Annotated in this window: 14 protein-coding genes; 10 read left to right on the top strand and 4 right to left on the bottom strand. The window is 72.4% G+C overall.

The window, feature by feature from the left end:
• Positions 1–7 precede the first annotated feature (7 nt).
• From hisH to TR48_RS14965, 5 genes are all read left to right on the top strand, one after another.
• On the top strand, positions 8–643 hold the full coding sequence (gene hisH, locus TR48_RS14985) for an imidazole glycerol phosphate synthase subunit HisH (protein WP_042367085.1): 636 nt from the start codon (positions 8–10) through the stop codon (positions 641–643).
• Positions 640–1,371: a bifunctional 1-(5-phosphoribosyl)-5-((5-phosphoribosylamino)methylideneamino)imidazole-4-carboxamide isomerase/phosphoribosylanthranilate isomerase PriA gene (gene priA, locus TR48_RS14980; protein WP_042367083.1), complete on the top strand. Its 732-nt coding sequence runs from the start codon at positions 640–642 to the stop codon at positions 1,369–1,371. The genes hisH and priA overlap by 4 nt, the downstream gene beginning before the upstream one ends.
• Before the next feature lie 19 nt (positions 1,372–1,390).
• On the top strand, positions 1,391–1,798 hold the full coding sequence (locus TR48_RS14975; RefSeq protein ID WP_042367081.1) for a RidA family protein: 408 nt from the start codon (positions 1,391–1,393) through the stop codon (positions 1,796–1,798).
• Positions 1,795–2,583, top strand: coding sequence for an imidazole glycerol phosphate synthase subunit HisF (gene hisF / locus TR48_RS14970; protein ID WP_042367079.1), 789 nt, complete (start codon positions 1,795–1,797; stop codon positions 2,581–2,583). The genes TR48_RS14975 and hisF overlap by 4 nt, the downstream gene beginning before the upstream one ends.
• Positions 2,584–2,669: 86 nt before the next feature.
• A complete protein-coding gene (locus tag TR48_RS14965; RefSeq protein ID WP_174501704.1) occupies positions 2,670–4,922 on the top strand; it encodes an MMPL family transporter in 2,253 nt (750 codons plus the stop codon).
• A 29-nt stretch (positions 4,923–4,951) separates the two neighbouring features.
• On the opposite strand, the gene TR48_RS14960 is transcribed toward TR48_RS14965, so the two are convergent.
• A complete protein-coding gene (locus TR48_RS14960) occupies positions 4,952–5,899 on the bottom strand; it encodes an esterase/lipase family protein (RefSeq protein WP_042367077.1) in 948 nt (315 codons plus the stop codon).
• A gap of 250 nt (positions 5,900–6,149) precedes the next feature.
• Here TR48_RS14960 and TR48_RS14955 point away from each other — a divergent pair, with 250 nt between their 5' ends.
• Positions 6,150–7,340, top strand: a complete 1,191-nt coding sequence (locus TR48_RS14955) for a helix-turn-helix domain-containing protein (protein WP_042367076.1) — start codon at positions 6,150–6,152, stop codon at positions 7,338–7,340.
• Between the two features lie 21 nt (positions 7,341–7,361).
• Here the strand turns inward: TR48_RS14955 and TR48_RS14950 are convergent, their stop codons facing one another.
• Positions 7,362–7,994: a TIGR03085 family metal-binding protein gene (locus tag TR48_RS14950; RefSeq protein WP_042367074.1), complete on the bottom strand. Its 633-nt coding sequence runs from the start codon at positions 7,992–7,994 to the stop codon at positions 7,362–7,364.
• 158 nt (positions 7,995–8,152) lie between these two features.
• Here TR48_RS14950 and TR48_RS14945 point away from each other — a divergent pair, with 158 nt between their 5' ends.
• A complete protein-coding gene (locus tag TR48_RS14945) occupies positions 8,153–9,079 on the top strand; it encodes a CAP domain-containing protein (RefSeq protein WP_052442684.1) in 927 nt (308 codons plus the stop codon).
• A 55-nt stretch (positions 9,080–9,134) separates the two neighbouring features.
• On the opposite strand, the gene TR48_RS14940 is transcribed toward TR48_RS14945, so the two are convergent.
• Both TR48_RS14940 and TR48_RS14935 read right to left on the bottom strand, forming a co-directional pair.
• Positions 9,135–10,850 (bottom strand): carbohydrate binding domain-containing protein, encoded by a 1,716-nt coding sequence (locus TR48_RS14940; protein ID WP_042367072.1) that lies wholly within the window; start codon positions 10,848–10,850, stop codon positions 9,135–9,137.
• A gap of 129 nt (positions 10,851–10,979) precedes the next feature.
• Entirely contained in the window at positions 10,980–11,537 is a 558-nt protein-coding gene (locus TR48_RS14935) for a hypothetical protein (protein ID WP_042367070.1), read from the bottom strand.
• A 65-nt stretch (positions 11,538–11,602) separates the two neighbouring features.
• Here TR48_RS14935 and hisI point away from each other — a divergent pair, with 65 nt between their 5' ends.
• The 3 genes from hisI to TR48_RS14920 all read left to right on the top strand — a co-directional run.
• Positions 11,603–11,980 (top strand): phosphoribosyl-AMP cyclohydrolase, encoded by a 378-nt coding sequence (gene hisI / locus TR48_RS14930; RefSeq protein ID WP_042367068.1) that lies wholly within the window; start codon positions 11,603–11,605, stop codon positions 11,978–11,980.
• A gap of 110 nt (positions 11,981–12,090) precedes the next feature.
• A complete protein-coding gene (locus TR48_RS14925) occupies positions 12,091–13,659 on the top strand; it encodes an anthranilate synthase component I (protein ID WP_042367066.1) in 1,569 nt (522 codons plus the stop codon).
• On the top strand, positions 13,656–14,012 hold a 357-nt coding region (locus tag TR48_RS14920), incomplete at its 3' end, for a Trp biosynthesis-associated membrane protein (RefSeq protein ID WP_042367064.1). The genes TR48_RS14925 and TR48_RS14920, both read left to right, overlap by 4 nt.

The raw sequence follows: 14,012 nt of genomic DNA, 5'->3' as shown, positions 1-14,012 counted from the left end.
GTACGACATGACCGCCAAGAGCGTGGTCGTCCTCGACTACGGCTCCGGCAACGTCCGCTCCGCGCAGCGCGCCCTCGAGCGCGTCGGCGCGGAGGCCGTCATCAGCTCCGACTTCACCGAGGCGCTGAACGCCGACGGGCTGCTGGTGCCCGGCGTCGGCGCCTTCGCCGCCTGCATGGAGGGCCTGAGGGCCGTCAAGGGCGACCGGCTGATCGGCCGCCGCCTCTCCGGCGGCCGCCCGGTGCTGGGCATCTGCGTCGGCATGCAGATCCTCTTCGCCCACGGCGTCGAGCACGGCGTCGACACGGAGGGCTGCGACGAGTGGCCCGGCACCGTCGAGCCGCTGCGTGCGCCCGTCGTGCCGCACATGGGCTGGAACACCGTCACCCCGGCCGAGGGCACCGTCCTCTTCGCCGGGCTGCCCGAGGACGCCCGCTACTACTTCGTGCACTCCTACGGCGTCCGCCGCTGGGAGATGGACCCGATCGAGCAGCTGCGGCCGCCCAAGGTCACCTGGGCCGAGCACGGCGAGCCGTTCGTCGCCGCGGTGGAGAACGGCCCGCTCTCCGCCACGCAGTTCCACCCCGAGAAGTCCGGCGACGCCGGCGCCGCCCTCCTCAAGAACTGGATCGACACGCTGTGAGCGACACCTCCAAGCTCGTTCTCCTCCCTGCCGTCGACGTCCGCGACGGTCAGGCCGTGCGCCTGGTCAAGGGCGCCTCCGGCTCGGAGACCTCCTACGGCGAGCCGCTGGCGGCCGCGCTGGCGTGGCAGAACGCGGGCGCCGAGTGGATCCACCTGGTCGACCTCGACGCCGCCTTCGGCACCGGCGACAACCGCGAGCTCCTCGCGGAGGTCACCGGCCGACTGGACGTCAAGGTCGAGCTCTCCGGCGGCATCCGCGACGACGCCTCGCTGCGCGCCGCGCTCGCCACCGGCTGCGCCCGGGTCAACCTCGGCACCGCGGCTCTGGAGTCCCCGGAGTGGGTCGCCAAGGTCATCGCCGAGTACGGCGACCGGATCGCGGTCGGCCTCGACGTCGTCGGCACCACGCTGCGCGGCCGCGGCTGGACCAGCGAGGGCGGCGACCTGTACGAGGCGCTGGCCCGCCTCGACGCCGAGGGCTGCGCCCGCTACGTCGTCACCGACGTGGACAAGGACGGCACGCTCACCGGCCCCAACCTGGAGCTGCTGCGCAACGTCTGCGCCGCCACCGACCGTGCGGTCGTCGCCTCCGGCGGCGTGTCCTCGCTGCCGGACCTCCGTGACATCGCGACGCTGGTGCCCGAAGGTGTGGAGGGGGCCATCGTGGGCAAGGCCCTCTACGCGCAGGCGTTCACGCTCGAAGAGGCTCTCGCAGCAGTGTCCTGACACCGATGGAGGTCGCGGGATGACGCAGGATCGGCGGCACGTGGGCGGTTACTCCCCCTGGGAGGACCAGTACGGCTTCGCACGTGCCGTCGCGATAGGGGACTTCGTCTTCGTCTCCGGCTGCACCGCCTGGGACGACGGCTCGGTCCGGTTCGAGGGCTCGCCCTACGAGCAGACCGTGGCCGCCTTCGGGGTCGCCCTCGACGCGCTCTCCCGGTTCGGCCTGGACAAGGCGGACATCGTCCGCACCCGCCTCTACGTCACCCACGCCCGCGACACCGACGAGGTCGGCCGGGCCCACCGGGACCTGCTGGGGGAGATCCGGCCGGCCTGCACCATGGTCGTCATCAACGCCCTCGTCGACTCGAGAATGAGCGTCGAGGTCGAGGTCGACGCGTACAAGAAGAATGTGGAGCTCCTGAGATGACCCTCGCGGTCCGCGTGATCCCCTGCCTGGACGTCGACGCCGGGCGGGTGGTCAAGGGCGTCAACTTCCAGAACCTGCGCGACGCCGGCGACCCGGTCGAGCTGGCCAAGATCTACGACGCGCAGGGCGCCGACGAACTGACCTTCCTGGACATCACCGCCTCCTCCGGCGACCGCGAGACCACGTACGACATCGTGCGCCGCACCGCCGAGCAGGTGTTCATCCCCCTGACCGTCGGCGGCGGCGTGCGCACCGTCGAGGACGTCGACCGGCTGCTGCGCGCGGGCGCGGACAAGGTCGGCGTCAACACCGCGGCCATCGCCCGGCCCGAGCTGATCCGCGAGATCGCGCGGCGCTTCGGCCGTCAGGTGCTGGTGCTGTCGGTGGACGCCCGCCGCGTCGTCGACCAGGACCGCGCCGAGGGCGCCGGGACCGCCTCCGGCTTCGAGGTCACCACGCACGGCGGCCGCACCGGCACCGGGATCGACGCGGTGGAGTGGGCGACGCGCGCCGCGGAGCTCGGCGCGGGCGAGATCCTGCTGAACTCCATGGACGCCGACGGCACCAAGGACGGCTACGACCTGGAGATGATCGCGGCCGTGCGCAAGGCGGTCTCGGTCCCGGTCATCGCCAGCGGCGGCGCGGGCAAGGTCGCCGACTTCGCCCCGGCCGTGGGCGCGGGCGCGGACGCGGTGCTGGCCGCCAGCGTCTTCCACTTCGGCGATCTGACGATCGCTGAGGTGAAGGAGTCCCTGCGCGGGGCGGGGCACCCCGTCCGGCTCTGAGCAGGGCTGAGTCGGGATCAGGTCCGACCTCCGAACGGCTCTGTCCGAATTGCGGGGGTCGATGGTGACGCTCTGATACTGAACAGGTGCGAAAAGGCATCCTGCAACGACTCGGCGAATGGTGCGCCCGCCACGCGATCATCGTGCTCGTGGTGTGGCTGGCGGTCCTGGGCGTGCTCCACGGACTGCAGAACAGTTTCGGCGGCACGTACTCGGACGACTTCAACCTGCCCGACAGCCAGTCGCAGAAGGGCGCCAACGTCCTCCAGGCGAACGCGCCCAGCATCGGCGGCACCAGTTCGACGGTGGTGATGCAGGACGCGAAGCCCCTGACGGACTTCACCACCCAGGTGAACCAGGTGGTCGCCAACTTGCAGAAGCTCGACCACGTGCTGTCCGTGCAGAACCCGCTGCCGCAGCCGAACTCCTCCGGGGGCACGACCCCGACCGGGGCGCTGTCCAGCAACGGCACGATCGGGTACATCACCGTCCGCTTCGACGAGAACCCCACCGCGCTGGGCAGCGACTACCTGCACGGCGTCGACACCGCGGTCCAGCCGTTGCGCTCGGCGGGCGTGGACGTCGAGTACGGCGGACCGCTCGGCGAGGCGGCCAGACCCCACGCGAAGGACCTCACCAGTGAGGCCATCGGCTTCGCCGTGGCGATCGTGGTCCTGATCATCGGCTTCGGCAGTCTGATCGCGGCCGGCCTGCCGCTGGTGACGGCGCTGATCAGCGTGATCGTGGGCCTGAGCTGCCTCAGCCTGCTCGCGGCCGCGATCGACTTCGCCAGCGTCTCGCCGACCCTGGCGACCATGATCGGGCTCGGCGTGGGCATCGACTACGCGCTGTTCCTGATCACCCGCTACCGACAGCTGATCATGGACCGGGTGGAACCCCACGTCGCGGCGGGCATCGCGGTCACCACCAGTGGACGCGCGGTCCTGGTCTCGGGCTGCACCGTCATCGTGGCCCTGGCCGGCCTCTACGTCTCGGGGCTCAGCTTCATCGGCCGTCTCGGCATCGCGGCCGCGGTCACGGTGGTGACCGCGGTCGCGGGCGCGCTGACGCTGGTGCCGGCGCTGGCCGGGTTGATCGGGCGGCGGATCGACCGGTTCTGCCTGAAGACCCCCGTGGCCGAGGGCGGCCCGGTGGCCGGCGAGGACGCCGGGAAGAAGTCCGAGGAGGCCGAGGAGGAGCAGCACGGCTTCTGGCACCGCTACGCCAAGCGCGTCGAACGCCGCCCGTGGTGGTTCCTGGCGAGCGGCGTGGTGGTGCTCGGGATCCTGGCGATCCCGCTGTTCTCGATGCGGCTCGACCACATCGACGACGGCGCCGACCCGACGTCCTTCACCGACCGCCGCGCCTTCGACCTGATCAGCCAGGGCTTCGGGCCGGGCGCCAACGGACCGCTCACCCTCGTGATCGACCAGACCAACGTGCCGTCGAGCCAGCGCTCCTCACTCCTCTCCAACCTGCAGAAGTCGCTGACCGGCGTCCCGAACGCGGCCAGCATCAGCCCGCTCCAGCCCACCAGCAACGGGAACGTGCTGACCGGTACCGCGCTCTCGACCCAGCGGCCGCAGGCCGCGGACACCACCCACCTGTTCAACCACCTGAAGGACGTGTCGCTGCCGCAGGGCGCCAAGGGGACGGCGGCCACGACCTACGTGACCGGCGTGACCGCGGCCCAGCAGGACTTCACCGAGATCATCAGTTCGCGGCTGGCGCTGATCATCGTGGTCGTCGTCTGTCTCGCCTTCCTGATCATCCTCGCGGTCTTCCGGGGCCTGCTGGTCGCGGTCAAGGCGGCGGTGCTGAACCTCTTCTCGATCGGCGCCTCCTACGGCGTGGTGGTGGCGGTCTTCCAGTGGGGCTGGGGCGGCACCGCGCTGGGCGTCGCCGGGAAGGTGCCGATCGAGAGCTACGTGCCGATGATGATGTTCGCGATCATTTTCGGGCTGAGCATGGACTACGAGATCTTCCTGCTCTCCCGGGTCCACGAGGCGTGGATCCGCACCAAGCGGGCCGAGGACAGCGTCGCCTACGGCCTGGAGATCACCGCACGGGTGATCACCTGCGCGGCGCTGATCATGTTCAGCGTCTTCGCGGCCTTCATCCTGAGCGACAACATCGTGGTCAAGATGCTGGGCCTGGGTCTGGCGGTCAGCGTCCTGGTGGACGCCACCGTCGTCCGGCTGCTGCTGGTCCCGGCCGTGATGACGCTGCTCGGGCGGCACGCCTGGTGGGTGCCACGGTGGCTGGACCGGATCCTGCCGCACCTCGACACCGAGGGCGAGGAGGCGCTCCACCAGGCGACGCAGATGTCGCAGAAGTAGCCGCCGCGGCGGCCGACCGCGAGCGCTGTCTAGCCGATCACGGGCCCGGTCACCGGCAGCACGATCTGACACGGGATCGGCTGCGGGCGGGCCGGGTCCAGGGCGTTGAGCATGTCGGTGAGGGCGACCGGGTCGTAGGCGATCTCCAGGTGGTCGGACTGGTCCAGCCCGCACTGGTCCTGGACGGTGATGTCGGTGACGTTGGGCGCGGCGGGGAGGAACGCGTTGGTGTAGGGCGTCACGACCTCGTCGTCCTCGGTAGCGATGACGGTGTAGTCGATGCCCGGCACGGTCTCGCCGCCCGCGTTCAGCGCGGTGAGGAACGGCGAGCCGACCTCCTGCTCCACGCAGGCGTCGCACGGGCCCGAGAGGAACGCGTTGCCCGGCTCCAACGCGCCGAGCTTGCTCGCCAGTTCGGTGATGCCGTCGAGCGTGGTCCCGTTGTTGCTCGGGGAGAGCGCGACCAGCTTGGCCACCTTGTCCGCGCCGCCGAGGTTCTTGATGTAGTAACGCGGCATCATGCCGCCCTGGGAGTGGCCGACCAGGTCGACCTTGGCGGCGCCGGTCGCGGCCCGCACCTGGTCGACGAAGGACGCGAGCACGGCGGCGCCGCCCTCGACGGAGCCGACCCCCTGGACGGGGGAGGAGGGGGAGGGGCCGCCGTAGTCGAAGGTGTAGACGCAGTAGCCGTTGTCGGCGAGCAGGGGCGCGGCGCCGCCCCAGTTGTCGTTCCCGTTCTCCAGCGTGCCGTGCACCAGGACCACCGGCTCGGGGTGGGCGGCCGAGGGCCGGCAGCTCCAGTCGTTCGCACCCGCCGGAGCGCTGCCGGGGAAGAAGAAACCGGCGGTGAACCCGGTGTCGAAGTGGAGGTTCACGGGGTACCAGGCGGCGGCAGCGGGCTCCGCCGCGAAGGCGGCGATTCCGATGAGGGCGGTCGCGGTCGCGCCGAGGGTTCGGTTTCGGCTTCTACTACGCATCGTGGACTCCGTCCCGGTCCGGTATTGCGTGGGGATTTCGGCGGTGATGGTGAAGCGGATCCCGGGGCGGGGTCAAGCAGAAAGACCGTGCTAAGGCGAATCGTGCACATGGGTGCGGGCAACTCGTCCGGCGTGCTTCCGAAACACTCACGAGACCTAGCGAAACGTGGACGTACACGGCTATTGACCAGCCGGTAACATCGCCGCATACTGACCGGTAACGTCGGAGGGAGCAGCGAGGGAGCGGTCTTTGAGCGGCCCGTGGAGCGCCCTGCCCAGAGGGCTCGCGGCGGAACTGCGCAGGGAGCAGCAGACGATCGCCGCGGAAATCATCAGGGAGATCAGGAAGCAGGTCCCGGAATTCTCCCGGCCGCTCGCGGGTCAATTCGGCGCGGGAATCCAGCACGGGGTCGAGACCGCGCTCGCGGAATTCACCGAACTGATCGAGGGCGCGCGGAGCGAGAATACCGAACGCATGCGCGTCTATCGCGCGCTCGGTCGCGGCGAGCTCGCCGAAGGCCGCAGCCTCGACGCGTTGCAGGCCGCCTACCGCCTCGGCGCCCGCGTCGCCTGGCGCCGCTACGCGCGCGTCGCCCGGCGCGTCGGGCTCGGCACCGAGCAACTGGTGGTGCTCGCTGAGGCGATCTTCGCCCATATCGACGAGCTGGCCGCCGCCTCCGTCCAGGGCTACGCCCGCGCCCAGGCCGACGAGGCCGGCGCGCTCGGACGCTCCCGCTCGCACCTGCTGACGCTGCTGGCCCGTGGCGGCGGCCGCGCCGAACTCGAGGCCGCGGCCGACCTCGCCGACTGGCCGCTGCCCTGGGAGCTGTGCGCGGTCGCGCTCGCGCCGGACGCGGGCGGCCGGCCGATGGGCGTCCGGCCGACAGAAGCCCGAAGACCGGCGCTGCCCGACCTCGTGCTCGCCGAACTCCACGGACCCGAGCCCTGGTTGGTGATCCCCGAGCCCGACCTCTACCTACGCGACGGCCAGGTCCGCGCCCTGCTGGAGGCGCGCGGCGGCGTCATCGGCCCGACCGTTCCGCCCGAGCAGACCGGCGACTCGCTGCGCTGGGCCCGCACCCTGCGCGCCCGCCCGCCTCGGACGGCCGAGGGCCCGGTGGACGGCGGGGCGCACCTCGCCGCGCTGCTGCTGCTCGCCGACCCGGCTCTGGTCCGCCTGATCGCGGCCCGAAGACTGCGCCCCCTCGACGACCTGACGCCCAAGCAGCGCCGACGCCTCGGCGAGACCCTGCTCGCCTGGCTGCAGTCCGACCGCGGCAGTGCGCCGGACGTGGCCGCCCGTCTGGGCATCCACCCGCAGACCGCGCGCCAGCGCCTGCACCAGGTGCAGCGCATCTTCGGCCCGGCCCTCGCCGACGCGGACGCCCGCTTCGAGCTGGAGATCGCCCTGCGCGCGCGAGAAGCCCAGCAGGACGGCTGAGGCGACCTGACCCAGCGGGCGCTAGATGCCGAACTTCACCTGGCGCACCTGCGCCGTCGCGTCCTCGGGCCCCTCGTACTCGACGTGCGCCTCGGACTGGCGGCCCATCATGAACAGCAGGAGCTCGCCCGGTTCGCCGGTCACCGTGACCACCGGGGCGCCCTTGCGGGCGACCGCGGTCTGCCCGTCGGGGCGCCGCAGCACCAGGCCGACCGGCGAGCGCCGCCCGTTCAGCCGGGCCGTCGCCGCCAGGCGCTTCCACAGGTACTCGCTCAGCTCCTCGTCCAGCACCCGCGGCGACCAGCCCGGCTGGGCGCGGCGCACGTCCTCGCCGTGGACGAAGAACTCCACGGTGTTGCCCGCGTCCTCCGCGCCGGGCAGCCGGAACGGCGAGTAGGCCGGCGGCCCCACCCGGATCGCCTCGAGCAGCTCCGCGTAGGGCTTGGCGGCGTACTCCGCCTGCACTCGCTCCAGCCGCGCCGCCAGCGGCTTGATCAGGATGCCTCCGGCGGCGTCGGGCCGCCGTTCCCTCACCACCACGTGCGCGGCCAGGTCGGTGGTCCGCCACCCCTCGCACAGCGTGGGCGCGTCCGGCCCGACGCCCTCCAGCAGATCGGCCAGCAGCAGGCGCTCACGCCGCCCCAGATTCGACATGACCCAAGCCTAGAGCGATCCGCCGACGGCGGGGCCGTTCGGGCGGTTCGGGCTGCGAACGGCCCTCGAGGATTCGATCGTCGTTTTGTGTGACCTGGCGCCGCGCTGGCAGGTCTCCGATGTGACAGGACGAAACCGAACCGACGACGGAGGCGCGCATGGACTGGCAGACGGACTGGCAGGGGACCGAGGAGACGCAGGGGCAGTGGGCCGGGCCCCGCACCGGGCGCCGGGCGTCGTCCCGGCGCGCGGCGCACGCCGGAAGCCGGCACCGCAAACGAGCGCGCTGGTCGGTCACGCCGCTGGTCGCCGCCGCCGCGGTCGTGTGCGCGGGGGCCGTCGGGGCGGTCGCGCTCTCCCCGGCCGCGTCCCGTGGTCCGGTCGGCAACCCGCAGGCCGCTCCCGCGGCCGGCCCCACCACCGCGGTCGACTCGGCGGACGGCGCTTCGGCGGCGGCGTCGAGCTCCGGGTCCGCGTCCGCCTCCGCCTCCGCCTCGCCGACGCCCTCGGTCCGGGTCACCCCGGCGCACAGCGCCACGCCGAGGTCGATGGCGAGCTCCGCGCCGAGCCGCCCCACCGGGGCGTCGAACCCCGGCGGGTCGAACTCGCAGACGCCCGGAGCCACGAGCGGTTCGGCCCCGGCCGTGTCGGGACCCGGCTCCTCCTACGCCGTCCAGCAGGTGCTCGCGGTGATCAACCAGGCCCGCGCCCAGGCCGGCCTGCCCGCCTACACGATCACCAGCGGCCTCACCGCCAGCGCCGGCGCGCACAACGCGGTGATGATGGGCGGCTGCGGCCTGTCGCACCAGTGCCCCGGCGAAGCCGATCTCGGCACCCGGATCACGGACGCGGGCGTCCACTGGGGCGCCTGCGGCGAGAACATCGGCGAGGGCGGCCCGATGGCGGACACCGACGCCGCGATAGCCCAGATGGCGGTGGGCCTCACCCAGAGCATGCTGGCGGAGCAGCCGCCGAACGACGGCCACCGCCGCAACATCCTGAGCAGCGCGTTCCACCACATCGGCATCGTGGTCCAGCGGACCGCCTCGGGCACGGTCTACATGACCCAGGACTTCTCGGACTGAGCCGCGCGCCGGTGCCCGGGCGCGCGTGCGGCCGGGCACCGGGTCGCGTCGCCCGCTAGGCGACCGAGAAGTCGTCCGCGTACACGTCGCCCTGGCCGTACCAGCCGTGGACGTACACGGTGACCGCGCCGCTGCCGCCGGTGGTGAACGAGACCGTCAGCTGGTTCCAACTGGTGCTGTTCGACCAGGTGCTGGCGCTCGCGCCGCCGCTCACGCCGATGTAGGCGTAGGGCCCCTGCACCCAACCGGTGAGCGTGTAGCTGTGGTTGGGCTGCAGGGTGAGGCTCTGGTCGCACTCGCCGGTGGTGCCGGAGGACGGGGCGACCTGGAGCGCGTGGCTGCCCGAATGCACCGGGCTGCTCACCACGGCGCTGCCGGACTGGCAGGTCCACGGGCTCAGACTGCCGGACTCGAACCCGGCGTTGGCGAGCGCGCCGCCGCCCGTTCCGCCACCGCCGCCGGAGGAGGTGACGGTGAGCGTATAAGTCGCGGTGTGGCTGCCCGAGGCGGCCGTGCCGGTCACGGTGATCGGGTAGGCGCCGGCGGCCACCGAGGAGCCGACGGAAGCCGTCATCGTGGAGCTGCCGCCGGAGGTGACCGAGCCGGGGCTGAACGAGACGCTGACGCCGGAGGGCGCGCCGGAGGCTGCGAGGCTCACGCTCTCGGCGCTGCCCGCCGTCACGGCCGTGGCGACGGACGCGGTCGTGCTGCCGCCCTGCGCGACGGACGCCGAGCCGGGGGCGACGGACACCGAGAAGTCGCTGGAGCTGCCGCCGCCCCCGCCGCCGCCCGAGCTGCCCTCGTAGGGCACGAAGGCGTCGGTGAAGGCGAGACTGTTCTGGCTGATCTCACTGCAGGTGGACAACGAGTTGGCGCTGCCGCTGCACGGCTGGTCGCGGTCGACGGACCAGAAGGCCAGGCGGCCCACGCCGTTCTGCGCGGCGAAGGTCTCCACCGTCTGCGCGTCGGCGAGGGTGAAGGTCGAGCCGTCGTCGTTCTTGCCGATCATCGGCGTGATGCCGAGGTTGGCATAGGTGTAGCCGGGGTCGACGGACTGCATCTGCGCGAGCGTGGCCTGGGCGGCGGAGACCGCGCCCTGGCCCATCTCGGTGCCGCTGCCCGCGTAGTAGTCCATGGCCATGATGTTGACCACGTCGATCCTGATCCCGGCGTTCTTCGCCGCCTTGAGGATGTTGACGCCGTCGCCGGTCAGGCCGCTGGTCAGCACCGGCAGCGTCATGGAGAACGTCAGGCCCGGGTTGGCGGCCTTCAGGTCCTTCATGGCCTGCATCTGGCGGGCCGCCGACGCGGTGTCGGCGACGGCCGCGCCCTCAACGTCGAAGTCGAGCTGGTTGACGCCGTAGTCGTTGATGATGGCCTGGTAGCCGGCGTCGATGCTGCTCTGGGTGGTGCAGGTCCACGCCAGCGGCTCGCCGCTGGCGCCGCCGGAGGAGATGATCAGCGAGGCGCCCTCGGACTTCGCCTTGGCGATCTCCGGATCGGTGTAGGAGTCGGCGCCGATGGGCAGGGTGTCGCCCCAGATCTGGTTGCAGCCCTCGCCGAGCACGAAGGCGGCGGTGTAGGCCTTGAGGTGGTGACCGGTGATCGCGGTGTCGAGCAGGCCCTCCTGACCGTTCGACATGTCGACGTACGGTGCCACCGAGTAGACGCTCGTCGCGGCGGAGCTGCTGGTGGGGGCCAGCAGGCCGACCGCTCCGGCGGTGGCGAGCGCGAGCGCGCACGCGGAGCCGGTGAGTCTCGCCAAGCGCATGACAGTGATCCCTTCGGGGATGCCCCAAGGGTGCGGGGGTGTGGGGGAGTCCGTGCGTCCAGGCCTGGCGGGTCTACGAAACAGCGTTCATGAGTCCGCGTCAATAGGACTAGACCAACTTGCCCCGGCTCACCGCTTGAGCGGCGCCGTCAGCTTCCGAGCGCCCTGGTAACTGCCGCCGGAGAGTGCGCAGGTGACGGTGTGTCGTCCGCCCTTGTATTCGGCCAGGCTCGGATACAGCTGGTAGTACTGGAGCTCCGTCACGCTCTGCTTGTGGTAGGCCGCGGCGTTCAGCGGCTCGCACAGGGCCAGCGACTTCTGCAGGATCGCCGGGTAGTCCGTCAGACCGTCCGGCAGCGTGGCGAGTTGGGTGACCTCGGCGTCGTGCGGGTCGGTGCACGAGCGCTTGGCCAGCAGCTTGAGCGTCTTGGTGAACGCCGGCGAGTCGAAGCAGTCGCCCGGCTGCAGCGAGATGTAGGCGAAGGTGTTCGGCAGCGTCGGCGAGGGAGACGGCGACGGGGCCGTCCGCGACGGGGACGGCGACGGCTTCGCCTGCGGCGTCGCAGCCGGTTTGGAGCGCAGCGCGAAGACCAGGACCAGCGCCACCGCCGCGAGCACCGCCACCAGCGTCGCGGCCAGGCCGAGACGAGAGCCGCGCAGCCGTCCGAACCCCCCAGCAAGCCCCATGCGCCCAGCATGCCGCCTCCGGGCGTGTCCGCGACAGGGTGCGTCACTGTGGTTGCATTGGTGGTATGTCCGCCACACCCGCCGCACCGAACACCACCGAGCTCGACCCGGCGATCGCCGCCCGCCTCAAGCGCGACGCCGACGGGCTGGTCCCCGCCGTCGCCCAGCAGTACGACACGGGCGAGGTGCTGATGATGGGCTGGATGGACGACGAGGCGCTGCATCGCACCCTCACCACCGGACGCTGCACCTACTGGAGCCGCAGCCGCTCCGAGTACTGGGTCAAGGGCGACACCTCCGGCCACGTCCAGCTGGTCAAGTCGGTGGCGCTGGACTGCGACGGGGACACCGTCCTGGTCCGGGTCGACCAGCTCGGCGCGGCCTGCCACACCGGCGACCGCACCTGCTTCGACGCCGGCACGCTCCCGGTCACCGGCGGCTGAGACACCCGCGCCGCGCCGCTGGGACAGCCGCCTCACGCCGCTGAGACACCCGCCCTCCGGCGCTGAGACGCTCCGGCCGGGCGGAGGTCGAGCCGCTAGGCTTCCTGGGCATGACCAGCGGCAGCGTCACCCCCGACCTCGACACCTTCCGCAAGCTCGCCGTGGACCGCCGGGTGATCCCGGTGACCCGGCGGTTGCTGGCCGACGGGGACACGCCCGTCGGCGTCTACCGCAGGCTCGCGGGGGAGCGGGCCAACACCTTCCTGCTGGAGAGCGCCGAGCAGGGGCGCCACTGGTCGCGTTACTCCTTCGTCGGCGTCCGCAGCAGCGCCCAGCTGACCGTCGACGCCGAGGGCCGCGCCCGCTGGCTCGGCACCCCGCCCGTCGGCGTCCCCACCACGGGCGACCCGCTGCAGGTGCTGCGCGCCACCATCGAGGCCCTGCGCGGCCCGCGCGACCTGCACGCGGGCGGCGAGCTGCCGCCGTTCACCGGCGGCCTGGTCGGGTACCTCGGCTACGACATCGTTCGCCGCCTGGAGCGGCTGCCCGAGCTCGCCCCGGACGACCTGCGGCTGCCCGAGCTCACCATGCTCTTCGCCGACGACATCGCCGTGCTGGACCACAAGGACGGCTCGGTGCTGCTGATCGCCAACGCGGTCAACCGCGACGACCAGCCCACCGGCGTCGACGGCGCCTGGGCCGACGCCGTCGCCCGGCTCGACCGGATGACCGCCGATCTGGCGCGGCCGGCCGAGGCCGGAGCCGCCGTGCTCACCCCCGTCGCTGAGGTGGACGCGGTCTCGCCGTTCGGCGGCGCGCCCTACCGGGCCGCGGTCGAGGCGGTGAAGGAGAAGATCCGCGCGGGCGAGGCGTTCCAGGTGGTCCCCTCGCAGCGGTTCGAGGTCGAGTGCCCGGCGAGCGCGCTGGACGTCTACCGGGTGCTGCGCACCACCAACCCCAGCCCGTACATGTACCTCTTCCGCTTCGGCGCCCCCGGCCCGGACGCGGAGCCCTTCGACGTCGTCGGCTCCAGCCCGGAGGCGCTGGTCAAGGTCGAGGACGGCGAGGCGATGGTGCACCCGATCGCCGGCACCCGCCCGCGCGGCGCCACGCCCGAGCGCGACGCGGAGCTCGCCGCCGAGCTGCTCGCGGACCCCAAGGAGCGCGCCGAGCACCTCATGCTGGTCGACCTGGGCCGCAACGACCTGGGCCGGGTCTGTGCGCCGGGCAGCGTCGAGGTGGTCGACTTCATGACCATCGAGCGCTACAGCCACGTCATGCACATCGTCTCCACGGTCACCGGCCGCGTCGCCCCCGACCGCACCGCCTTCGACGTGCTGACCGCCTGCTTCCCCGCCGGAACGCTGTCCGGCGCGCCCAAGCCGCGTGCCATGCAGATCATCGAGGAGCTCGAGCCCACCCGTCGCGGCCTCTACGGGGGCTGCGTCGGCTACTTCGACTTCGCCGGCGACTCCGACACCGCCATCGCCATCCGCACCGCGCTGATCCGCGACGGCCGGGCCTACGTCCAGGCCGGTGCGGGCGTCGTGGCCGACTCCGACCCGGCGAGCGAGGACACGGAGTGCCGTAACAAGGCCGCCGCCGTGCTCCGGGCCGTCGCCGCCGCGGCGACCCTGCGTCCGGCCGGTCCGGCGGCGCAGGGCACACTGGAGCGGTGACCCCCGAGCAGACCCCAGCCCAGACCGCAGCCCAGCCCGCAGACCCGACGGCAGACCGGACCGCGGAGCAGGCCGCCGAGCCGCAGCCCGCGTCGGCCACATGGCGTCGCACCCTCGCGGTGACGCTGCTGCTGTCGGTCGTCGGGGCGACGCTGCTGCTGGTCGCGGGCGGGCAGACCTGGGTGTCCGGCACGGTCCAGGCGCAGGGCGCGACCAGGGCCGTCACCGCCCACGGCAGCGAGGTCAGCGGCGTCCCGGGCGCGATGGCGCTGGTGGCCCTCGCCTCGGTGGTCGCCGTCTTCGCGGTGCGCGGCGCGGCGCGTCAGCTGCTGGGCGGCCTGGTCGCGCTGGCC

Source organism: Streptacidiphilus neutrinimicus (genome assembly GCF_000787815.1).
Taxonomy (GTDB): domain Bacteria; phylum Actinomycetota; class Actinomycetes; order Streptomycetales; family Streptomycetaceae; genus Streptacidiphilus; species Streptacidiphilus neutrinimicus.
Note: the sequence above shows the minus strand (reverse complement) of the source record. Positions and strands in the feature narration are given on the sequence as shown.